At 69.3% G+C, this 21,352-nt stretch carries 18 protein-coding genes; 11 read left to right on the forward strand and 7 right to left on the reverse strand.

All coding sequences use genetic code 11. The annotated features are described in order from the left end of the window. Positions 1-102 precede the first annotated feature (102 nt). Positions 103-1,557: an MFS transporter gene (locus ACZ64A_RS08310; protein WP_469808977.1), complete on the reverse strand. Its 1,455-nt coding sequence runs from the start codon at positions 1,555-1,557 to the stop codon at positions 103-105. 216 nt (positions 1,558-1,773) lie between these two features. On the opposite strand from ACZ64A_RS08310, the gene ACZ64A_RS08315 reads away from it, so the two are divergent. From ACZ64A_RS08315 to ACZ64A_RS08325, 3 genes are all read left to right on the forward strand, one after another. Continuing rightward, positions 1,774-2,421: a TetR/AcrR family transcriptional regulator gene (locus ACZ64A_RS08315; protein ID WP_469809100.1), complete on the forward strand. Its 648-nt coding sequence runs from the start codon at positions 1,774-1,776 to the stop codon at positions 2,419-2,421. Positions 2,422-2,667: 246 nt separating this feature from the next. After that, the gene (locus tag ACZ64A_RS08320) at positions 2,668-3,069 is read left to right on the forward strand and encodes a YciI family protein (protein WP_469808978.1); all 402 of its coding nucleotides are present in this window, start codon (positions 2,668-2,670) and stop codon (positions 3,067-3,069) included. Between the two features lie 13 nt (positions 3,070-3,082). Then, positions 3,083-4,315 (forward strand): RNA polymerase sigma factor, encoded by a 1,233-nt coding sequence (locus tag ACZ64A_RS08325; protein WP_469808979.1) that lies wholly within the window; start codon positions 3,083-3,085, stop codon positions 4,313-4,315. Positions 4,316-4,376: 61 nt separating this feature from the next. Here the strand turns inward: ACZ64A_RS08325 and ACZ64A_RS08330 are convergent, their stop codons facing one another. Next, entirely contained in the window at positions 4,377-4,823 is a 447-nt protein-coding gene (locus ACZ64A_RS08330; protein ID WP_469808981.1) for a MarR family winged helix-turn-helix transcriptional regulator, read from the reverse strand. 85 nt (positions 4,824-4,908) lie between these two features. On the opposite strand from ACZ64A_RS08330, the gene ACZ64A_RS08335 reads away from it, so the two are divergent. Beyond that, positions 4,909-5,598 (forward strand): hemerythrin domain-containing protein, encoded by a 690-nt coding sequence (locus tag ACZ64A_RS08335; RefSeq protein WP_469808982.1) that lies wholly within the window; start codon positions 4,909-4,911, stop codon positions 5,596-5,598. Between the two features lie 219 nt (positions 5,599-5,817). Here the strand turns inward: ACZ64A_RS08335 and ACZ64A_RS08340 are convergent, their stop codons facing one another. Next, positions 5,818-6,582: a MerR family transcriptional regulator gene (locus ACZ64A_RS08340; protein WP_469808983.1), complete on the reverse strand. Its 765-nt coding sequence runs from the start codon at positions 6,580-6,582 to the stop codon at positions 5,818-5,820. Positions 6,583-6,900: 318 nt separating this feature from the next. Here ACZ64A_RS08340 and ACZ64A_RS08345 point away from each other — a divergent pair, with 318 nt between their 5' ends. Further along, positions 6,901-7,308: a gas vesicle structural protein GvpA gene (locus ACZ64A_RS08345; RefSeq protein ID WP_469808984.1), complete on the forward strand. Its 408-nt coding sequence runs from the start codon at positions 6,901-6,903 to the stop codon at positions 7,306-7,308. After that, the gene (locus ACZ64A_RS08350) at positions 7,305-8,087 is read left to right on the forward strand and encodes a GvpL/GvpF family gas vesicle protein (protein WP_469808986.1); all 783 of its coding nucleotides are present in this window, start codon (positions 7,305-7,307) and stop codon (positions 8,085-8,087) included. The genes ACZ64A_RS08345 and ACZ64A_RS08350 overlap by 4 nt, the downstream gene beginning before the upstream one ends. A 403-nt stretch (positions 8,088-8,490) precedes the next feature. Here ACZ64A_RS08350 and ACZ64A_RS08355 read toward each other — a convergent pair whose 3' ends face one another. The 4 genes from ACZ64A_RS08355 to ACZ64A_RS08370 form a co-directional block, all read right to left on the reverse strand. Beyond that, positions 8,491-9,462 carry an antibiotic biosynthesis monooxygenase gene (locus ACZ64A_RS08355; RefSeq protein WP_469808987.1) on the reverse strand — a complete coding sequence of 324 codons (972 nt, stop codon included), beginning with the start codon at positions 9,460-9,462 and terminating at the stop codon, positions 8,491-8,493. A 6-nt stretch (positions 9,463-9,468) separates the two neighbouring features. Further along, positions 9,469-12,186: a molybdopterin-dependent oxidoreductase gene (locus tag ACZ64A_RS08360; protein WP_469808988.1), complete on the reverse strand. Its 2,718-nt coding sequence runs from the start codon at positions 12,184-12,186 to the stop codon at positions 9,469-9,471. Continuing rightward, a complete protein-coding gene (locus tag ACZ64A_RS08365; RefSeq protein ID WP_469809102.1) occupies positions 12,183-13,010 on the reverse strand; it encodes an FAD binding domain-containing protein in 828 nt (275 codons plus the stop codon). Before ACZ64A_RS08365 ends, ACZ64A_RS08360 begins: the two co-directional genes overlap by 4 nt. A 552-nt stretch (positions 13,011-13,562) precedes the next feature. Then, positions 13,563-14,300: a TetR/AcrR family transcriptional regulator gene (locus ACZ64A_RS08370; RefSeq protein ID WP_469808989.1), complete on the reverse strand. Its 738-nt coding sequence runs from the start codon at positions 14,298-14,300 to the stop codon at positions 13,563-13,565. Positions 14,301-14,416: 116 nt separating this feature from the next. Here ACZ64A_RS08370 and ACZ64A_RS08375 point away from each other — a divergent pair, with 116 nt between their 5' ends. The 5 genes from ACZ64A_RS08375 (at position 14,417) to ACZ64A_RS08395 (ending at position 21,300) form a co-directional block, all read left to right on the forward strand. Continuing rightward, a complete protein-coding gene (locus ACZ64A_RS08375; RefSeq protein WP_469808991.1) occupies positions 14,417-15,022 on the forward strand; it encodes an NADPH-dependent FMN reductase in 606 nt (201 codons plus the stop codon). 60 nt (positions 15,023-15,082) lie between these two features. Further along, the gene (locus ACZ64A_RS08380) at positions 15,083-16,666 is read left to right on the forward strand and encodes an MDR family MFS transporter (protein WP_469808992.1); all 1,584 of its coding nucleotides are present in this window, start codon (positions 15,083-15,085) and stop codon (positions 16,664-16,666) included. Between the two features lie 153 nt (positions 16,667-16,819). Further along, on the forward strand, positions 16,820-17,938 hold the full coding sequence (locus ACZ64A_RS08385) for an NADH:flavin oxidoreductase (protein ID WP_469809103.1): 1,119 nt from the start codon (positions 16,820-16,822) through the stop codon (positions 17,936-17,938). Positions 17,939-18,333: 395 nt separating this feature from the next. After that, a complete protein-coding gene (locus ACZ64A_RS08390; protein ID WP_469809104.1) occupies positions 18,334-18,951 on the forward strand; it encodes an SRPBCC family protein in 618 nt (205 codons plus the stop codon). Between the two features lie 36 nt (positions 18,952-18,987). Beyond that, on the forward strand, positions 18,988-21,300 hold the full coding sequence (locus tag ACZ64A_RS08395; protein ID WP_469808994.1) for an FdhF/YdeP family oxidoreductase: 2,313 nt from the start codon (positions 18,988-18,990) through the stop codon (positions 21,298-21,300). Positions 21,301-21,352: the final 52 nt, after the last annotated feature.

Below are 21,352 nucleotides of genomic sequence, written 5' to 3' on the forward strand. Positions count from 1 at the left end.
GTACCCACGCCGAGCGCTGCGCGACCGGCCCACCGGCCGTTGACGATCTCGGGTGACGTGCCAGCGGGCGGTGGAGGCCATACGCCCCGTAGAGGGTGTCGTTCAGGCGGGCTCTTCGACGGAGTGCGAGTCGGTGAGGGTGAGGGCGCCGCCTCCCGCGATCAGGCCGACGATCACCGCCAGTACGGCGTAGGTGATGCGTTCGCCGTGGAAGAACGACTGCACGAGGTCGCTGCTCCAGACACCCGCGGGCAGCCGGGTGGTGACCAGGGCGGCGATCATGGTGCCGACCACGGCGGTGCCGACGCTGGTTCCGACCTCCTGGGCGGTGTCGTTGAGCGCCGTGCCGATCGAGGTGCGGTTTTCCGGCATCGCCTCGACCAGGGCGATGGCGCAGATCGTCATGACGGTGCGCAGCCCGATGGTCATCACGACCATGCAGACGGCGATGGCGGCGTACCCGTGGCCGACGCCCCAGGCGAGGCCGGCCAGCGCGCCGGCCAGGCAGGCCGCCCCGACCAGGCAGGCGATGCGGTGGCCGAACGTCTTCGCGAGCCATTCCGACAGCGGAGTCGCGACGATCATGGTCGCGATGAGCGGCAGGTTCGCCAGGCCGGCCCGCACGGGGCTCCACCCGTAGGCGTACTGGAAATGGAGGATGAGCCCGAACATCGCACCGGCCATCGCGATGGACGTTCCGACCTGGGCGATGGCCGCGCCGCGGACGGTACCGCCGGTGAAGATCCTGAGGTCCAGCATGGGCGCCTTGCTGCGGCGCTCGTGCCACAAGAACGCGATGCCCGAGGCCACGGCGCCGAGGATCGAGGAGAGGGCGAGGGCGGAGAGCCAGCCGTGCTCGACGCCGCTGGTCAGCGCGTAACAGGCCAGGCCGATGGTCAGCACGCTCAGGGCTGCGCCGGGCAGGTCGAGCCGGTCGTGGGTCAGGCCCTTGGGGTCGTCCGCCGCGACGCCGAGCCGCACGCCGATGGCTGCGATCAACGCGATCGGCGCGTTGATCAGCAGGAGCCACTGCCAGCTGACGTGGGCGAGCGCGGTGCCGCCCAGCAGCGGGCCGAGGATGAAACCGGACATGCCGACGACGATCATCAGGGTCATGGCGCGCATACGCAGCGCCTGGTCGTCGAAGAGCCGGAAGACCAGCGAGTTGGTGATGGGGGCCATGGCCGCGGCGGCGACGCCGAGCCCGGCCCTCAGGACGATGAGCTGTCCGGTGGAGTCGACGGCGATGACGCACAGGCTCAGCAGGCCGAACATGGCGAGGCCGATCAGCAGCACGCGGCGGCGTCCGAAGCGGTCGGCGATGGAGCCGGCCGTGAGCAGGAGACCGCCGAACGTCAGCGAGTAGGCGCCGGTGACCCACTGCAGGGCCGTCGTGCCGCTGCCGAGATCGCGGCCGATCGTGGGCAGCGCGATCGAGAGCAGCGTGTTGTCGACCATCTCGACGAAGAAGGCCAGGCAGAGCGCGGCCAGGGGAATCCACGCCGCGCTCAGCGACGCGTAGGTGCGGGATATGGCGGGCTCGGTGGTCGTGGTCATGGCCGGCCTCCTCTCCGAACGTCGCCTGACATCGAACGACGCTCTCTGTGGAACAACATTCGATGAACGAACGTTGTTCGATGATGGAACGTGGTTCGAGAGTAGAACGACGTTCGATGTCATGCAAGTCGTGATTGGATGAGTGACATGGCACCCCCGCGAACCCGCCCCGCCGCCGCAGCCCCCGCTCGTGGGCGCAAGCGCGCTGCGCACTCCCTGGAGGCCGTCCTCGCCGCAACCGTCGCCCTCCTCGACGAGGCCGGCGGATCGGCGCTGACCTTCCGCGCTCTGGCCGCCCGGCTCGGCACCGGAGTCGGCACCATCTACTGGTACGTCGCGAACAAGGACGAGCTGCTCGACCGCGCCACCGACCACGCGGTGGGGGAGATCCTGGCCGCCGTCGAAGAGCAGCCCAGCAGCGACGACCCGATCGCCGACCTGCGCGCGATGGCCGTCACGCTGTTCGACGCGATCGTGGACCGGCCATGGCTGTCGGCCTACTTCATGCGCAACACCGACGTCCAGATCAATACCTTGAGGCTGTACGAGAAGCTCGGCGAGCAGACACTGCGCCTCGACCTCACGCCTCGCCAGCGGTTCCACGCCGTTTCGGCGATCACGGGCGTCGTCGTCGGTACGGCCGCCGACCTCGGAATGGAGATCCCGCAGGAGCTGCTCGACGGTGAGGTGGACCGCGACGCGTTCCTCGGGCGCTTCGCCACGATGTGGCGCTCACTCGACGCCGCGGAGTTCCCGTTCGTGCACCAGATCGTCGACGAGTTCGCGGGGCACGACGACCGGGACCAGTTCCTCGCCGCTCTGGACCTGACCCTGGCAGGCCTGCGCCTCCAGGCGGGAACCTGACCTGGGTCATATTCTCGGAGGACAAGAACCCTGAGTGCCAGGCGAACGAGGCGGAAGAGACCGAGTCGGAGCTCGTCCACCACGGAGGGCGGACCGGCGGTCGACAGGGCCGAGCAGCGGGCCTCCTGGCGCTCTTCCCATGAGCCAGAAAAAACTTCCGCGATCGTGTAGAGAAGCGCGGGCCGGCTCCGACGTCCCCTGTGAGAGCCGCCCACGACGGGCGGTCCGAGTCGAAGGAGCGGACTCATGAAGTACCTGGTGATGGTGCAGGGCACGCAGGCGGACTACGAGGCCCAGGCGGGCAAGCCCGCCGCCGGTCTCCCGGTCTGGAGCGAGAAGGACATTCAGGCGATGTTCCAGCACATGGGGGCGATCAACGACGACCTCGCCGAGACGGGCGAGTTCATCGATGCCCAGGGGCTGGCCGAGCCCGCCAGGACCCGCCTCGTCAGCGCCGGCACGGACGGCAAGCCGGTGATCACCGACGGGCCGTACGGCGAGACCAAGGAAGTGATCGCCGGCTACTGGCTCCTGGAGTGCGAGAGCCTGGAGCGGGTCACGGAGATCGCGGCGCGGGTCACCCAGTGCCCCGTTCCCGAGGGCGCGAAGACGTACCCCGTCGTCATCCGGCCGCTCGGCGAAGTGTGAGCAGGGGAGAGGTTTGAGACGTACCAACGAGGTCGAGGACCTGCTGCGCCTGCACGCGCCGCAGGTCCTCGGTGCGCTCGTACGCCGGTACGGGCACTTCGACGCCGCCGAGGACGCCGTACAGGAGGCGCTGCTGGCAGCGGCCGGCCAGTGGCCCGAGTCGGGGGTTCCGGACAATCCGCGGGGCTGGCTGATCAGGGTCGCCTCGCGGCGGCTCACGGACGCGCTGCGCAGCGATCAGGCGCGGCGGCTGCGTGAGGAGAAGGCGGTGGCGCTCACCCCGCGCGACGCCTTCACCGCGCCGCCGCCCGGCCCCGATCGTGCGCCCTCCGAGGACGACACGCTGACCCTGCTCTTCCTGTGCTGCCACCCGGATCTGCCCCCGTCCGCCCAGATCGCGCTGACGCTGCGGGCCGTCGGCGGTCTGACGACGGCCGAGATCGCCCGCGCGTATCTGGTGCCGGAGGCCACGATGGCCCAGCGGATCAGCCGGGCCAAGCAGCGGGTGAAGGGCACGCGTTTCGGCCGCCCCGATCACTGGGGGGAGCGGCTGCCCGCCGTCCTCCACACGCTCTACCTGATCTTCAACGAGGGCTACACGGCCACCTCCGGAGCCTCCCTCCAGCGGGCCGAACTCGCGGGCGAGGCCATCCGGCTGGCCCGTGCGGTGCATCGTCTGCTGCCTGGCGACTGTGAGGTCACCGGCCTCCTCGCCCTGATGCTCCTCACCGACGCCCGGCGCGCCGCGCGGACCGGGGCGGGCGGCGAACTGATCCCCCTCGACGAGCAGGACCGCGGGCTCTGGGACAAGGCCGCGATCGAGGAGGGCGTGGCCCTGGTGACCTGGGCTCTGTCCCAACGCCGTCCGGGTCCCTACCAGTTGAGGGCCGCGATCGCCGCCGTCCACGACGAGGCGGACTCGCCCGACAGCACCGACTGGCCCGAGATCCTCGGCCTCTACGACATCCTCATCCACCTCGTCCCCAGCCCTGTCGAACGCCTCAACCGTGCCGTGGCCGTAGCCATGGTCCACGGACCGACGGCCGGACTGGCCGAACTGGACTTGCTCGCACCGGAGCTGACCACGGGTCACCGCCTGGACTCGGTCCGCGCCCACCTCCTGGAACGCGCCGGCGACCCCGAGGCCGCCCGGGCCGCCTACGAGTCGGCCGCCGCCAAGACCCTGAGCCTGCCCGAACAGCGCTACCTCCGGGCCCGCGCGGCCCGCCTCGGCGACATCACTTGACGTGCCGCTCATGCCCGAGCCGACGCACGTCACCGAACGCTTCCTCCGGTACGCGGCTTCGCTAACGCTCGCCTGCTTTGCCTTCGTGGCGGTCGAGTTCGGTCAGCAGACGGCGTAGTGATGCTCTGGTGGCGCGGATCTCCGTTTCGGGAATGGCCGCGAAGAGGGTGCGGTGCAGTTCTTCGGCCCTTGCGGTGACGCGAGTGAGTGTTTCCCTGCCCTGAGGGGTCAGTACCAGCAGGGGAGATCCGCGGTGGTCCGGGTTGGACTCGTAGGCGGCGAGGCGCTGGGCGACGAGGTCGTTGGCGACGCGCTGGACGTTCTGACGGCTGACGCCGAGGCGACGCGCGGCCTGGGGCACCGTGAGCGGGTCCTCGGAGGCGACGCTGAGGACCTGCCACCGGGCCTGGGTGAGTCCCTCCGTGGCGGCGGTCTGCTCGCCGAGCCGGCGCAGGGCCCCGGCTGCCTCGAAGACGTCGGCGATCAGCAGGGCTGCCTCGTCCGTCATCCCACACTCCTTCACTTGACAACATATTGCTAGAGCGACAATGTGTTGTCATCGTACCGGATCGGGCCCTACGGAAGGACAGACCATGCCGAAGATCGACCTCTACCGGAACGTCCACATGGGACAGCGTGCACGCCTGTTCACCCTCGCCACCGAACTCGGCGCCGCGGACATCACCCGCAGCGGAGCCGCCGCCGAGCAGGCCCAGCGCTGCCTGGCCATGACCGCGGAACTGCGCGAGCACGCCGACCACGAGGACGCCTTCATCCACCAGCTCCTGCGCGAGCGCGCCCCCGAGGCAGCCGACGCACTCGACGCCGAGCACATACGTCTCGACGCCGCCTTCGCCACACTCGACGAGCAGGCGCGCTCGTTGCCCGGCACCCCCGCCGAGACCCTGCCGGAGGCCCAGCACGCGCTCTACCTCGCCTTGAACGAGGTCATCAGCGCCTACCTCGCACACCTTCACCTGGAGGAGACGGTCGCGATGCCGGCCCTGCGGCAGTACGCGAGCGACACAGAACTGGGCGCCGTCCTTGCCGCCTTCCGCGCCTCCCGCACATCCGAGGAAGCTCTCACCGACCTTCAGCGGATGCTGCCCGCACTCCCGCCGGCAGTGCGGTCGGACATCGTGCGGAGCGTCGTCGAGGCGGCGGCGGGACAGGAGGCCGGCCTCCTGTCCGCGGTCACCACCACCCTCAGCCCCAGCCAGCGCCGGCAGCTGCATGAAGACCTCGGCACGCCAGAGGCAGGGGCGCTCCAGGCTCAGCCCTGACCTGCGGCTCTCCGGCCACGCAGGCCCCGACGCACGCCCGGTGGTGCGGTCCGCACTATGACCGGCGCGGTCCCCGGCCATGCGACGGCCGGGTCACTACCGGACGACGCCACCGCCACGGTCCTGGACCGGCAAGGCCGCTCCGGCATCCGTCACAGGCCCGCCGACACCGCCACCCGGCGCGTCGACCACGCACGGATCGCCGCCAGTCCCGATCGGTCAGCTCAGCCGGGCGTCGGCGTACACGGTCATCGCATCGCGCTGGTAGACGGCGAGACCTTCGGCGATCTTGTCGAAGTTGGCCCGCATCTGCGGATCATCGACATAGGCCTGGCCCACTCCCTTGTACGCGGCCGCGTTCGGGGTCCAGAACCGGCAGATCTGCTGGTAGTTTACGTCCACCTCGGCCTGTACCGCGGGGTCGGAGACCGGCGTGCCGGCCACCATGAACTCCGCCATACGGATCATCTGCGCCGTCACCTCACGTTGCCAGCGCTCGGTGTCCTCGGAGTTCATCGCCTCGACTGCCTGCCGGGACTGCTCCCACGCCTGCGGCCACCGCTCCCGTACCTCGGCCTCGGCCTCGGAGGAGGCCTGGAAACCCTCGAACAGGTTCTCCGGCTTGTTGATCTTCGCCATCTTCCCGTGATCCCTGCCTTCTTCCAGTTCGGCGATGGTGCGGCCGACCGTACGGGCCAGCGTCTCCAGCCGGTCCCGTTCCGCGAGCAGCCGTTGGTGGTGCTCACGGAGCACGGCCACCTGGTCGAGTTGACTGTTCAGGACCGCCTGGATCTCGCGCAGCCCCAGGCCCAGCTCCCGCATCAGCAGGATCTGCTGCAACCGCAGCAGATCGGCCTCCTCGTAGTAGCGATGCCCGTTGCTCCCGATCCATGCGGGCGGCAGCAGACCGATCTCGTCGTAGTGCCGCAGCGTCCGCGATGTCACCTTGGACATCCGCGCCACCTCCGCGATCGACCAGGCCATGCCGGTGCCTCCCTCGCCGGGCCGGTCTCTCCGGCCACACACATGACCGTAGAAGTTGCCGCAACGGAAAGCGCAAGCCCCGTGCGCGCCTGCGGGCAGCAGCGGCAGGGCGTGGCTGCGGACGAGTTTCGGCGGCTTGCCTCGTACATATGTTTGCCACCCTGGGCGGGGGGCTACTCGCAATCAGAACCTCGCCCGCGGCTGAAGCTCCTGGTGCCCTGTGGGAATGCGCACGGCACTCCCGTATCGGGAGCTCGGGTGTGGCGGGGCGAGGCTCACGCGGGCGGACGTCGAAAACATGGCGAGGGGCTGGTTGTGATGACGGTGGCAACGCAGCAGGGCGGCGGTGGTGGAGGTTCCAGCGGTCTCTACGACGTGCTGGAGCTCATTCTCGACCGGGGGCTGGTGATCGACGCGTTCGTGCGGGTCTCCCTGGTCGGCATCGAGATACTCAAGATCGATATACGGGTCGTGGTGGCCAGCGTCGACACGTATCTGCGGTTTGCCGAGGCGTGCAACCGCCTCGACCTGGAGGCGGGGCCGCGCAAGCCGGCCGGGCTGACCGAGCTCACGGGAAAGCTCACCGAGTCCGGCGCTCGCGGCAAGACCAAGGGAGCGTTGTCCGGGGCCGCCGAGACGATCTCCGAGGCCTTCCAGCAAGCCCGTGACGAGGGGCGCCAGAGGCAGGGAACGCGGTCCGCGCGCCAGCGGGAGGAAGGGCGATGAGTACCTACGTCTACGGGATCACCCACGCCTCGAACCCCTCGCTTCCCGTGGACGTGGACGGCGTCGGCGATCCGCCGCGGCCAGTACGCGTCGTGCGCCAGGACGAGCTGGCCGCCCTCGTCAGTGACGCCCCCGACGAGCTGCGACCCAAGCGGCGTGACCTGCTCGCCCACCAGCGCGTGCTGGACGCGGCCGGGGAAGGCGGCGTCGTCCTGCCGATACGGTTCGCAAGCGTCTCACCGGACGACGCGACGGTTGCCACGGTGCTGGCCGAACGCGCGGATCACCTGTGGGGGCGGCTGCGGGCGCTGGACGGCAAGACGGAGTACAACCTCAAGGCCCATCACGACGAAGACGCCGTGCTGCGGCTGGTGGTGGAGGACAACGACGAGATCCGCTCCCTGGCGGAAGCGAACCGACAGGCCGGCGGAGGCTCGCACGAGGACAAGGTCCGTCTCGGAGAGATGATCGCCGCCGCGCTCACGGCACGGGAAGCAGCAGATGCCGAGCTGCTCCAGCGGGAACTGGGCCCGACGGCCTCGGCGGTCAGCGTCGGACCGCGAAGTACCGGCTGGCTGGCCAATCTTTCCTTCCTGGTCGACGCCGGCTCGGCCCAGGGGTTCTTCACCGCGGTCGACGAACTGCGCCGGCGCCACCCCCACCTCGAGCTCCGCGTCAACGGCCCCCTGCCGCCGTACAGCTTCGTCGACGACGCTTCCGAGCATGCCGAGGGCACCGCGGAAGCATTCGGAGCCGCAGCCGATCAGACCAACGCGTGAGCCGCGACTGTCCGCAAGTGAAGATGCCGTATGCCCGACGACGAGATCCTCCCAGCCCCCTCTCGTTCGCGGCATCTGGCCGGTCATGCAGCCCCACGGCTGTCCGCGAAGCTGCAGGAGGGCCCGGCCCCGGCCGCTGCGTCGTCGGGGCAGCCGCCTTTCGGCAGCACGAACCAGACCGTCTTACCTGGGCTGTGACGGCGGACGTGTGATCCTGACCGATAGGTGCGTCGAGGGCGTCCCCTTACCGGCGAATGCTGGCGTCCCAGTCTGAGTGGATCAGGTGGTAGTCGTCGTCGATGGCGCGACAACGACGGGGCCATCCCCGCGGGCGAGGGGACGACCAGCACTGCGTCGTGCAGAAGCCGCTCGGCTTCAGGGCGGCAGCTATCGATGCCGCCGGTCAGGGCAGCGTCCAGAACCTGACCGTGACGAGGTAGAAGACGACGGCCCAGAGGGCCATCGACACCGCGACGATGCCTAGACCACGGACGTTGGCCCTGGCCGGTTCGTTCGGTGCCGGCCGCAGCCATCGCCCGAGTATCGGGTTCACGTAGTAGGGCATGGTCAGGAAGCTCATGAGGAAACTCGACAGCAGGTTGCCCACGAGCAGGCCGATCCAGAGCGGCATGTGCAGCGGGGACAGAGCAAGCGTCAGCAGCACGACAGTCGGGTACAGGCCGACCCAGACTGCGAGGGAGGTCCTGGTCTCGGAGGGTGGCGGCGGTGCCTCCTTGCCGTTGCCCTCGAAGGCGAACCAACTGCCGAACGAGTTGTCGATCGTACGCAGTTGGAAGTCGCTGAACTTCTCGCCCTCGGCCAGGATCCGCTGCCGTTGGGGCGACGTCAGCCACGCGTCGAGGTGTTCCGCGCTGTCGTAGCGGTACAGCGTGGTCCATTCCTCCTGAAGCCCCTCGATGGGGCGGAAGAGCTCGGTCCCGCGAAACCCCTCGAACTTGCTCTCCTCCTGGACCATGTGGTGCTGCCAGGCGAGGAAGTCGTCGACCTGGTTTGGGGAAACGCGGTGAGTGACCACCACGGTGACCAGCGGATCCAGTGACTGGGTGCCGCTGCTGACCACCTGCTGGGTCGCTGGACCGTCGAAGTACTTGGCGCCGACGTCGAGATACGTCTGCCTCGTCGCGCTGTTGATCCACGCCTGCAGATGCGCCACCGAGTCGAACCGGTACACGACGACCCAGTCGGACTGCAGCGCCGTCGGCGGGGAGATCTCGGCGCCGAGGAAACCGGGGTAGTAGGCGGCCGCGGCGTTGAGATCCTCCTGCCATGACCGGAACTCCCGCTCCGTCCCGGGCAGGACCTTCTGGCCGATGATCGCCGTCGCCGCGGCGGCTACGTTCTTTTCGGTGTTCATGGTGGCTCAACCTGTCGGCACCGACTGCTCCGAGGGGAGTCGGCCGTAAATGCGTTCCGGAGTCAGCGGCAGCGCACGGTAGCGGACACCCGTGGCGTCATGCACCGCGTTCGCGAGCGCGGGGGCCACTGGGTTGATGCAGCACTCCGCCATCCCCTTCGCCCGCAGGGGCCCGACCGAATCCGCCGAGCCCACCAGGAGGACCTCGGTACGGGGGATGTCGGCGTACGTGGGGATGCGGTAGTTTCGGAGGTTCGGGTTGGCCATGACGCCGTTGCCGTCGACCTGATGGTTCTCGGTCAGCGCGAAGCCGATTCCCTGGGCGACACCGCCCTCCACCTGTCCCCGGACCTGCGCCGGGTTGATGATCACCCCGGCGTCGGCCGCGTGCACGCTGTAGAGGATCCGTATCTCACCTGTCACGCGGTGCACGGCGACCCGGAACCCCTGCGTGTTGGAGGTGACGCTACGGGGTGAGCCGTATGCCTTGCGGGCGGCGGTGAAACGGATTCCACGGATCCGGGCCAGCGCGACGAGTTCGGCCAGCGACACCCGGCGGTCCCCGCAAACGACACCGTCGTCGTCCATCGTGCACATCACGACATGGACGCCCGTGTGCGCCGCGGCGAAGTGCAGGATGCGGTCGCGCACGGCATTGGCCGCCCGCAGGACCGCGTTGCCCGCCACGAAGAGGCCCGCGCTGGCGAAGGCACCCGTGTCGAATCCCGTGCGGTCGGTGTCGGACTGCACCAGTCGGATCCGCGAGGGCGTCGTACCCAGCTGGCCGGCTGCGATCTGGACATGGGCCGTGGAGGTCCCTTCCCCGAACTCGGCGGTGCCGACGGCCACTTCGTAGATCAGGTCGTCGCCCAGCGTGACCCAGGCCTCGGAGATGTGTTCCGTCGGGGGCGCCGTCTCATGCAGGGAACTCGCCACGCCGGCTCCGACGAGCCACTCGGGGCCGGGCGGCGGCCGGTCGGCCGTACGGGCCAGGGCGTCGCCCACCAGGTCGATGCACTTGGCGAGTCCGTCCTCGGTGAAGATCACGTCGTCGGGGCCCTCGTGCATGGCGAGCAGGGGCTCACCCGGCCGCACGATGTTGCGCCGGCGCAGTTCGAGCGGGTCGATGTGCAGGGCGCGGGCCAGTTCGTCCATCGCCGACTCCACGGCGAACGCCGGCTGCGTCATGCCGTAGCCGCGCAGGGCCCCGCTCGGCACGGAGTTGGTGTAGACGGAGTACGCGTCGTACTTCTTGTTGGGGCAGCGGTAGATCATGACGGCGGCTCCGCCCGCGTACACCGTTTCGCCGCCGTGGTTGCCGTAGGCGCCCGTGTTCGACACGTTGCGGACCTGGAAGGCGGTGAGCGTTCCGTCGGCCTTCGCGCCGAGTTTGACCGTCAGGGTCATCGGGTGGCGCGGCGAGGCCGTGGTGAACTCCTCCTCGCGGGTGTACTCGAGACAGGTGGGCCGTCCGGTGTCCAGGGTGGCGAGCGCGACCAGGTCCTCGGCGATCACCTCCTGCTTGCCGCCGAATCCGCCGCCGACGCGCTTGCAGAACACCCTCACCTGGTCCGGGCGCAGCGCGAACAGGTACTCCAGTTTGACCTTCGCGATCGACGGAGACTGCGAACTGGTGCGGACGTTCAGCCGGCCGTCCTCCATCCAGGCGATCGAGCCGTGGGTCTCGAGATGCGCGTGCTGCACCCGCGGTGAGAAGTACGTGCCTTCGTGGATCACGTCGGCCGCGGCGAAGCCCACGTCGACGTCACCGATGTGCGAGTGGAGTTCGAGCAGGACGTTGTGGCCGGGGTCGCGGACGAACGGATCGTCGGAGCCGTGCAGCTGGGGTGCGCCGTCGGCCATCGCCGCCTCGGGTTCGAACACCGCGGGTAGCACCTCGTACTCGACCGCGAGACGCCGGCAGCCCTGCTCCGCCGCCCCGACCGTGTCGGCCAGGACCGCGGCGACGCGCTGGCCGACGAAGCGGACCGTGTCGTCGAGGATGTAGGTGTCGTCCGGGTCGACCAGGTGGTCGGTGTGGATCGCCGTGGTGAAGCGTCTGCGGGGTACGTCTTCCCAGGTGTAGACCCGATGCACGCCGGGCACCGCGAGGGCGGCGCTCTTGTCGATCGAGAGGATCCTGGCGTGGGCGTGGGGCGAGTGCAGCACCTTGAGGTGCAGCATGCCGTCGATCCGCGTGTCCATGGTGAACTCGGCGTGACCGGTCACCACGTCATGGCCCGCGGGCGCGCCGACGCTCGTCCCGACGGCCTTGCCCGGTGCTGCCGTCTCCACCGCACTGACGCCCTTCACGGCGTCCTCGATCGCCCGGTATCCGGTACAGCGGCAGAGGTTACCCTTCAACGCCCGTGGCAGATCCGCCTTCTGGTCCTCGGTGAAGGTCGCCGACGTCATGATCATGCCTGCGGTGCAGAAACCGCACTGGAATCCCGGGGCGTCCTCGAACTGCCGCTGCATGGGATGCAGGGCGCCTGGCCGCCCAAGGCCCTCGATCGTGGTCACCTCACGGCCGTTCGCGCGGAAGGCGGGGGTGATGCAGCTGTGTACCGGCACGCCGTCCAGCCACACCGTGCAGGCGCCGCAGTCGCCCGCGTCGCACCCCTTCTTGACGCCGAAGTGGCCGAGTGCGCGCAGGAACGTGCGCAGACACTGGCCCGGAGCCGGTTCCCGGTCGAATCTGCGGCCGTTCACGATGTAGGTCATGGCAGGTCCCCAGCCGTGAGTTCGCGGCGGATCTCTTCGGCGAAGTGCCGTGACAGGTGCAGACGGTGGTCCGGGGCCCCGTTGGGATCGGCGAACCAGACGTCGGCAGGCACGGCGTCGATGCTCTGCCGCAGGGTCCGGGCATCGGGCAGGGAGACGAAGGCGATGCGGACCGGCCGTGTGGTGCCGGCGGTGACGGTGAGCAGCAGGTCATTCGCTCCCGGACGTTGCGTGCCGACGAGGAACACCGTCGAGCGGCCGAGCCGGGTCAGTGTGAAGCGACGGTGCGCGGTGCGTTTGCGCAGCGCGTACTCCGGAATCGTGATGCGCCGAAGGATCTCTCCGGGGGCGAGAATGTTGCGGTGGGCGCCCGTGACGAAATCGAGGGCGTCGACGAAGCGTACGGAGCCGTCGGGCGCCCACAGTTCGTACCGCGCCTCGAGCGCGACCGTCAACGTGATCATCGGGCCGGCGGGCAAGGACATGCAGATGTTTCCGCCGACGGTGGCCGCGTTCCAGACCTTGAACGAGGACAGGAATGCCTCGCAGCTCTTGCGGAAGAGAATTCCGGCGGTCCAGGTCTGCGGCCATGGAAAGGCGTACAGGTCGCGAATGGTGCAGGTGGCGCTGATCTCCAGACCCTCGTCCGTCGGAACAAGGGGCTCCCAATGCAACGCCGTCAGGTCGATCAGCCGTCGCAGGTCCGGCTGCTCCGTGGAGTAGAGCCATGTTCCGCCTGCGAGCCAGGCGTCGCCCTCGTGCCAGTCCATGCCTGGCTGCTCGGACGGCTGCCGGACTACGTCGGTGATGGTGTTGAGGTCCATGAAAACCGACCTACGGGAGAACGCATCCAGGGGAAGGCAATCGTCCCCGGGGCTGTTGGCGTGGATTTCCCGCTGACCGAGCAGGTACCACAGTGCCGCACTGTCGGGCGGCCGAATCGCGACGGGACCGCGGGCACACACAGTTTTGCCTCAGCTTATCGCAGCATGCGGATGACGGCGCGGGTGAGGACAGCTGAGAGTGGCCGATGCACTCCGGACAGTCACGCCGCAGACTGTTGGGCTCTGATCGACCTGGGGAGGCCAGCGGCGAAGGCTGCATTCAGGTCCGGCTGTCCCTGCGTCAGGCAGGCATACGCCGGCCCAGATCCCTCAGGGTGACTGCGACGCCGACTTCGATGCCCGTCAGGTCATCGCGGAGCGGCTGCTTCAGGGGTGGCGCGTCATCGCAAGGGACCTGGACGGATTCCTGCCCCGCCCTCGCCGCTACGAAGGGCGTCGTCCGCGACGTTGGTCCGCGGCCGTCATACCGGCGCAGCGGGCGGTCTGCGGCGCGGAGGAGGCGCGGGGGGACGCGTGACGGGCGCGGGCGCTTCAGGTGCCGAGGCGTGCCGCGATTCCGTCGAGGACACAGTCGAGGCCGGTCTCGAACTGCCATTGCAGGTCGTCCTTGCGTGTGGCGTTGCCGAGGTAGTGCTCGTACTTCGGGTAGCGGCCGGTGTTCATGAGCCACGTCATGTGTGAGGCCAGTCCGGAGCGCGCTTCCTCGCGGCTCGACCAGCCGCGGCCCCTCAGCATCTGTGTCAGGCCGATTTCGGAGTCGACGGCTCCATGTACATATGCGGTGACGGTGCTGAAGACCGCCATCGCCGTGTCGGCGTCGAGGTCGAGAGCGGAGAGCGCGGCCAAAGCCCTCTCCGGCACCGCCAACTGGTTCGGGGTCGGTGGGCACCAGGTCGCGCGGGTCACCCACGCGTGCTTGAGGAGGACGGCACGGATGCGCAGGGCGAGGGTCCGCATGGCCTCACGCCAGTCCATCGTCTCCTCGGGGAGTTCCAGCTCACCGTAGACGAAGTCGACCATCAGCTCCAGGAGTTCGTCCTTGCCGGAGACGTAGCGATACGCGGCCATGGGTGCTGCGCCGAGTTCGGTGGCCAGGCGCCGCATGGTGACGGCGTCGAGTCCCTCCGCGTCGGCGATTCCGACCGCGGCCTCGGCGATCCGCCGTGCGGTGAGGGCCGTGCGAGGCGCGGGTGCCGGGCGGTCGAGGCGTTCCCACAGGGAGACCTGGTCTCCGTCCTCGCCTTGTACGTGTCGCTTCTGGGCCGGCATCGATCGGGACTCCCTCTGTCAAGTAACTCGTGTACATCGTATCAAGAGTGGACGCCGTACGCGCGCCTGTGTACGTTGTACGCATCGAATACGACGTACACATCGGAGGGGTTCCCATGGGCGACCGCAATGACAGTGACAGCCCTCTGCGCACCGCTGTGATCATCGGCAGCACCCGGGACGGACGGTTCGGTCCCGTCGTGGCCAACTGGCTGCAGGACCACATCCAGCAGCAGGAGGACATGACGGCGGACGTCGTCGACCTCGTCGAGACGCCCCTGCCGACGGTGTTCCCGGCTTTCGGGCAGACACCGCGCGAAGAAGTCGTGCGGCTGCTCGGCGCTGTGTCACCGCGGCTGGCAGCGGCCGATGCCTTCGTCATCGTCACGCCGGAGTACAACCACAGCTTCCCGGCGCCGTTGAAGAACGCCATCGACTGGCACAACGAGCAGTGGCACGCCAAGCCGGTCGGATTCGTCTCCTACGGCGGTCTCGCCGGGGGGCTGCGCGCCGTCGAACAGCTCCGCGTCGTACTGGCGGAGCTGCACGCGGTGACCATTCGCAACACCGTCAGCTTCCACAACTACGGCACGGTCTTCGGCGCCGACGGCAAGCCGTCGGACCCAGGGAGCGATGTGGCCGTCAAGGCCATGCTCGACCAGCTCAACTGGTGGGGGCACGCCCTGCGTGAGGCCAAGCGCTCCCGCCCGTACGTCGCCTGACGCCACGCTCCCGCCCGTACGTCGCCTGACACACCACGCCACACACGGATGGGGGAACCCATGATCGACCGCACAGCCGGCGCCTCCGCAAGCGTCCGGCCAGGCCTTCCCCGCCTCGGTGTCTTCGGACTGATGCTCGGCATCTTCCTGGCCACCCTGGACGGTCAGATCGTCAGTACCGCACTTCCCACGATCGTGGGTGACCTCGGAGGCCTCGACAGCTTCTCATGGTCGGTGACGTCGTACCTGCTCACGACAGCCGCCTCCACCCCGCTCTGGGGCAAACTCGGTGACCTGCACGGCCGCAAGGGCGCCTTTGTGTCGGCGGTGGTCGTCTTCCTGATCGGATCGATGCTGTGCGGCCTGGCACAGGACATGAGCCAGCTCATCGCCTTCCGGGCCTTCCAGGGGCTTGGTGCCGGCGGGTTGATGGTCGGGGCGCTCTCGGTCATCGGGGTGCTGGTGCCACCGCAGGAGCGGGGCCGTGTCCAGTCGATGGTCGGCATGATGCTGCCCGTCGCCTTCGTCGGCGGACCACTGCTCGGCGGGTTCATCACCGACTCCATGGACTGGCGCTGGACGTTCTACGTGAACGTACCGGTCGGCGTCGCCGCGCTGCTGGCAGTCTCCAGAGGCGTACGGCTGCACACCGAACGCGTAATGATCCGGGTCGACTACCTCGGTGCGGTTCTCCTCACCACCGGCATCCTCGCCCTCAGCCTGCTGGCCAGTTGGGCGGGCACCAGCTACGCCTGGTCCTCTCCCCAGATCGCCGGGCTCGGCGCCCTGGCCGCAGCGAGCCTGGCGTGCTACGCCCGCGTCGAGCTGCGCGCGACGGACCCGATCACACCCCCGGGCTTGTTCCGCAGCCGCGCGTTCACCCTCGCCCAGGTCCTCAGCTTCCTGGTCGGTGCCGTCCTCGTCAGCGTGATCAACTACCTGCCTCAGTACCTGCAGTTGGTGCAGGGTGCCTCGTCCACAGTCAGTGGCATGCTCATCCTGCCTCTCATGCTCGGCTCGCTCACAGCCCAGCTGACCACCGGGCGGATGCTGGACCGCGACGGCCTGGAGCGCGTCCTGCCGCTCGGCGGCGCGGCCGTCATGACCGGCGGTGCGCTGCTGCTGCTCCTCCTGGGCGCGGACACTCCTGTGGCCGTGGCGCCCCTGCTCACTCTGGCCATCGGGATCGGCGTCGGCACCCTGATGCAGTGCACCCTGCTCACCACCATGAACCACGCGGCTCCGCGTGACATGGGCGCCGCCACGGGCACGGCCACCCTTGTGCGCACCCTCGGCGGCTCCCTGGGCGTCGCCGTTCTGGGGGCCGTGCACAGCAGTCGCATGGGTGATGTCCTGGCCGAGCGGCTGGGTCACGAAACCGAGGAAAGGCTGACGGCCGGCGGTGGGCTCACCCCGGCCCGGCTGAGGGACATGCCGACCGGTGCACGGGAGGCCGTCGAAGAGGCCGTCAGCAGCGGTCTGCACGGCGTGGTCGCGGGTGCCGCATTGCTGTCGGCGATCGCGTTCGCCACGGCGTGGTTCGTACGGGTGGCGCCCGCCACGGACAGGACACCCCCCGGACCCGTGGACCGACCGGACGCCGGTGCCGCGCAGGCGCCTCTCAAGACACCTACGGCGGATTGAGCCCCGTTCACCCGTCCGCCCTGACGTGGCCGAGCCCAGGCCCCGACCGTTCAGGCCACACCACCCCGGCCAGGTACCAACGGCATGGTTCGCATGCCCTTCACCACGCAACCGCAGACGGGCAATGGGGCCCTTACGGAAAGAGAATCGATGATGCCCATCAACTCGGCCGCACGAGCCAAGGACATACTCCTCCGCCCCTTCTCCCTGGGAAGGCTCACTCTTCCCAACCGTGTCGTCATGGCGCCGATGACCCGCGAGTTCTCCCCCGACGGCATCCCGGGCACGGATGTGGCGCAGTACTACGCCCGTCGGGCAGCCGGCGGCGTCGGCCTGATCATCACCGAGGGCACGTACGTCGGCCACGACTCGGCGGGCAGCAGCGCCCGGGTCCCGCGCTTCCACGGCGAGGACGCTCTCGCCGGCTGGTCCGGGGTGGCGGACGCGGTGCACGCCGCGGGCGGCCGGATCATGCCACAGCTCTGGCATGTCGGCATGGAACGCGCCGCCGGCGCCCCACCGGTGCCCGACGCCCCGCGGATCGGTCCGTCCGGCATCGCACTGGACGGCTCGGTGGCGGGGGAGGAGATGACTCAGACGGACATCGACCACGTGATCGAGGCCTACGCAACAGCGGCAGCCGCAGCCGAGGCGCTCGGTTTCGACGGCATCGAGATCCACGGCGGGCACGGATACCTCATCGACCAGTTCTTCTGGGCCGGTACCAACAAGCGCAGCGACGCATACGGTGGGGATGTCGCCTCCCGTGCCCGCTTTGCTGCAGAGATCGTGCAGGCCTGCCGGGAGTCCGTGTCCGAGGACTTCCCGATCCTCTTCCGGCTCTCCCAGTGGAAGATGAACAGCTTCCAGGCGAAGATCGCCGAGACGCCGCAGGAACTGGAGACCATTCTCGGCCTGCTCGCCGAGGCGGGCACCGACGCATTCCACTGCTCCACGCGCCGGTTCCACCTGCCGGCCTTCGACGGCTCGGACCTCAACCTCGCGGGCTGGGCGAAGAAACTCTCGGGCAAACCGTCCATCACCGTGGGATCGGTAGGCCTCAGCAACGAGTTCCTCGAGGTGTTCCAGGGCGAACAGGCGGGCGTCACCGACATCGACGGCCTGCTCACGCGTCTGGAACAGGACGAGTTCGACCTCGTGGCGGTCGGCCGGGCCCTCCTGGGGGATCCCGACTGGCTGACCAAGGTGCTCAGCGGCCGGGTCGAGGAGCTCAGCCCCTTCCACATGGGCGTCGTGCGCACGCTCGACTGAGCCGTCCCAGAGCCGGAGGCCGGGCCGACCGTGAGGGCTTGGCGCCCCGAGGCCGCCGCCGATCGAGCCGGACCCGCCGAGAACAGACCAGCCGAGGCACCGCGGCGACGGCGAAGCGGCAACCGGGGCGGCGCGGCCGCCGGCCACCGCCGGGGCACGGTGAGTGGCGGGTGGCCGTGCCCGGGGTGAAGCTGGAGGCGACCGCCGGGCACCGGGAGAAGCCCGTGACCGGCGCCCCACCCGCGTCCCGGGCCCGGCGCCGTCTCGTGATCGGGCCTGCCCGGGACGCCGACGCGGTCGGGCGACTCGAAACCCCGGATTGGGGAACCGGAGAAGATGCCCTGACCCACGGGGGCGGCCGGTGGCCCGGCTCCCGCACCGGAAGAAGGACCATGATGGCGCACGAAGACGACGGCGGGCAGGCCGTGCCGAACACCCCGGGGCGCACCGACGGCGACGGTGTCACGCGCCGCCGTCCGCTGCGCGAGCGGCACGTCGAGGAGACGGTCGAGGTCGCGGTGCCGGTCCGCACGGCCTACAACCAGTGGACGCAGTTCAAGACGTTCCCGCGCTTCTCGACCGTGGTACGCGACGTCGTGCAGGTCAGGCCCACCGTGACCGCGTGGACCATCGGCTACGGCCCCCTGCGCCACCGCTTCTCGGTCGAGATCGTGGAACAGGACCCCGACGCCTACCTGGCCTGGCGTGGCCTGGAGCAGCACCCCACCCATCAGGGCGAGGTCGAGTTCAGGCCGACGGAGTCCGGTGGCACCGTGATCACGGTCCGGATGCACCTCCAACCGCATGGGGCCGCGAAGGTCCTCACCCGCTCGTCCAGGGTCACGGGGCTGACCGCCCGGCTGGTGCGGGGGGAACTGGTGAACTTCAAGCACTTCATCGAAGGGCTCGGCCAGGAGGGCGGTGCCTGGCGCGGCACCATCCGCAACGGCCGTGTTCAGCACGACACCCCGGAACCGCCCAGGAGCCGTGTCGCCCAGTGGCCCGTCGGCTGACCCGCCCACCGCACACGGCAAGAGAAAGGCCAAGCGATGCAGAACCCGTCCGGTGAGGAGCCGGAGACCTCCCTCTCCGTGACACCGCCGAAGAAGTGGGCGGCCGGGGTCCCCGCCGTCGTGCACGCGCTGGAGTACTCCTTGGAGCAGACCTCCCCGCGCAGGACGGGGGTGGACCTGCTCACCATGAACCAGGTGGGCGGGATCGACTGCCCCGGCTGCGCGTGGGCGGACCCCGCTCCGGGCCGGCGCCATCGCAACGAGTACTGCGAGAACGGCGCCAAGCACATCAACGACGAGGCCACGACGCGCCGGATCACCGCCGACTTCTTCCGCGAGCACAGCGTGTCCGATCTGGCCGCCCGTTCCGACATGTGGCTCAACCAGCAGGGCCGGCTCACCGAGCCGATGATCAAACGGCCCGGATCGGACCACTACGAACCCATCGGCTGGAACGACGCCTTGGGCGTCCTCGCGCAGGAACTGAGGGGGCTGGACTCGCCCGGCGAGGCGGTCTTCTACACCTCGGGCCGGGCCAGCAACGAAGCAGCCTTCGTCTTCCAGCTCTTCGCCCGCGCCTTCGGCACCAACAACCTGCCCGACTGCAGCAACATGTGTCACGAGTCCAGCGGCTCCGCCCTGAACGAGACGCTCGGCGTCGGCAAGGGCACCGTGAGTCTCGACGATCTCCACCACGCGGACCTGATCTTCCTGGTGGGGCAGAACCCGGGCAGCAATCACCCCCGGCAGCTTTCGGCACTTGAAGAGGCCAAGCGCAACGGCGGCCGCATCGTGGCGGTGAACCCGTTGCCGGAGGCGGGACTGCGACGCTTCAAGAACCCTCAGAAGCCGCGCGGGGTCGTGGGGCGGGGCACCCAGATCGCCGACCGCTTCCTGCACATCAAGCCGGGCGGCGACCTCGCCCTGTTCCAGGCACTGAACCGGCTGCTGCTGGAGGCGGAGGACGCGCGTCCCGGCACGGTCCTGGACCACGACTTCATCAACGCCCACACCTCCGGTTTCGAGGAATTCGCCCGGCACGCCCGTACCGTCGACTGGGACGACGTACGCGCAGCGACGGGACTGACCCGCGAGGAGATCGAGAAGGTCCGCGACGAGGTCCTGCGCAGCGAACGCGTCATCGTGTGCTGGGCGATGGGCATCACCCAGCACAAGCACGGCGTGCCCACCATCCGTGAGATCGTCAACTTCCTGATGCTGCGCGGCAATCTCGGACGGGCGGGCACGGGCGCCTGCCCGGTGCGCGGCCACAGCAACGTCCAGGGCGACCGCACCATGGGCATCTGGGAGCAGATGCCGGACACCTTCCTGGACGCCCTGCAGAAGGAGTTCGGCTTCGATCCGCCGCGGCCGCACGGCCTGGACTCGGTGAACTCGATCAAGGCGATGCTGGAGGGCCGCGTCAAGGTCTTCCTCGCCCTGGCCGGGAACTTCGTGCGCGCGGCGCCCGACAGCGAGGTCACCGAGAAGGCGATGCGTTCATGCCGGCTGACCGCCCACATCTCCACCAAGCTCAACCGCTCGCACACCGTCTGCGGCGACACCGCGCTGATCCTGCCGACGCTGGGGCGCACCGAGCGTGATGTCCAGGCCGACGGCGAGCAGTTCGTCACCGTCGAGAACTCCATGAGCGAGGTGCACACCTCCCGGGGGCGGCTCGAACCGGCCTCGGGCATGCTGCTGAGCGAGGTCGCCATCCTGTGCCGGCTCGCCCGGCTGAGCCTCGACGGCAAGGGGGACATCCCCTGGGCCAAGTTCGAGGGCGACTACAACACCATCCGTGACAGCATCTCCCGGATCGTGCCGGGCTTCCACGACTTCAACGCCCGGGTGACCCGTCCGGGAGGCTTCCAGCTGCCCAATCCGGTCAACGAGGGCGTGTTCAGGACCGAGACGGGCAAGGCCCGGTTCACCTGCAACGAGCGGGTCGTCCCGCGGGCCCCCGAGGGCCACCTGCTGCTGCAGACCCTGCGCTCGCACGACCAGTGGAACACCGTCCCGTACACCAACAACGACCGCTACCGCGGTATCCACGGCAGCCGCCACGTCGTCCTCGTCAACCCGGCCGACCTGTCCGAACTCGGCCTCGCCCAAGGCGATCGCGTCGACCTGGTGAGCGTCTGGAAGGACGGCACCGAGCGCCGGGCCGAGAACTTCGAGGTCGTGTCCTACCCGGCGGCCAAGGGTTCGGCCGCCGCCTACTACCCGGAGACGAACGTCCTGGTGCCGCTCGACAGCGTCGCCGACGTGAGCAACCAGCCCACGTCGAAGGGCATCGTCGTCCGCCTCGAACCCGCGGGCGACCGATCCCGGCCGGCACCCGTCTGACCGAGACCGACGACGCCGCACCACGGCGGGGCCGCTGACGGCAGCGGGCCCC

The sequence above is a fragment of the Streptomyces sp. NPDC104814 genome, assembly GCF_055583185.1.

Bases quoted from the DNA above. Each gene is read 5' to 3' on its own strand.
- ACZ64A_RS08365 (WP_469809102.1), bottom strand. From the start codon at position 13,010: ATGGACCTCAACACCATCACCGACGTAGTCCGGCAGCCGTCCGAGCAG.
- ACZ64A_RS08375 (WP_469808991.1), top strand. From the start codon at position 14,417: ATGGGCGACCGCAATGACAGTGACAGCCCTCTGCGCACCGCTGTGATC.
- ACZ64A_RS08385 (WP_469809103.1), top strand. From the start codon at position 16,820: ATGCCCATCAACTCGGCCGCACGAGCCAAGGACATACTCCTCCGCCCC.
- ACZ64A_RS08350 (WP_469808986.1), top strand. From the start codon at position 7,305: ATGAGTACCTACGTCTACGGGATCACCCACGCCTCGAACCCCTCGCTT.
- ACZ64A_RS08340 (WP_469808983.1), bottom strand. From the start codon at position 6,582: ATGGCCTGGTCGATCGCGGAGGTGGCGCGGATGTCCAAGGTGACATCG.
- ACZ64A_RS08390 (WP_469809104.1), top strand. From the start codon at position 18,334: ATGGCGCACGAAGACGACGGCGGGCAGGCCGTGCCGAACACCCCGGGG.
- ACZ64A_RS08330 (WP_469808981.1), bottom strand. From the start codon at position 4,823: ATGACGGACGAGGCAGCCCTGCTGATCGCCGACGTCTTCGAGGCAGCC.
- ACZ64A_RS08335 (WP_469808982.1), top strand. From the start codon at position 4,909: ATGCCGAAGATCGACCTCTACCGGAACGTCCACATGGGACAGCGTGCA.
- ACZ64A_RS08345 (WP_469808984.1), top strand. From the start codon at position 6,901: ATGACGGTGGCAACGCAGCAGGGCGGCGGTGGTGGAGGTTCCAGCGGT.
- ACZ64A_RS08310 (WP_469808977.1), bottom strand. From the start codon at position 1,557: ATGACCACGACCACCGAGCCCGCCATATCCCGCACCTACGCGTCGCTG.
- ACZ64A_RS08380 (WP_469808992.1), top strand. From the start codon at position 15,083: ATGATCGACCGCACAGCCGGCGCCTCCGCAAGCGTCCGGCCAGGCCTT.
- ACZ64A_RS08370 (WP_469808989.1), bottom strand. From the start codon at position 14,300: ATGCCGGCCCAGAAGCGACACGTACAAGGCGAGGACGGAGACCAGGTC.
- ACZ64A_RS08395 (WP_469808994.1), top strand. From the start codon at position 18,988: ATGCAGAACCCGTCCGGTGAGGAGCCGGAGACCTCCCTCTCCGTGACA.
- ACZ64A_RS08320 (WP_469808978.1), top strand. From the start codon at position 2,668: ATGAAGTACCTGGTGATGGTGCAGGGCACGCAGGCGGACTACGAGGCC.
- ACZ64A_RS08360 (WP_469808988.1), bottom strand. From the start codon at position 12,186: ATGACCTACATCGTGAACGGCCGCAGATTCGACCGGGAACCGGCTCCG.
- ACZ64A_RS08355 (WP_469808987.1), bottom strand. From the start codon at position 9,462: ATGAACACCGAAAAGAACGTAGCCGCCGCGGCGACGGCGATCATCGGC.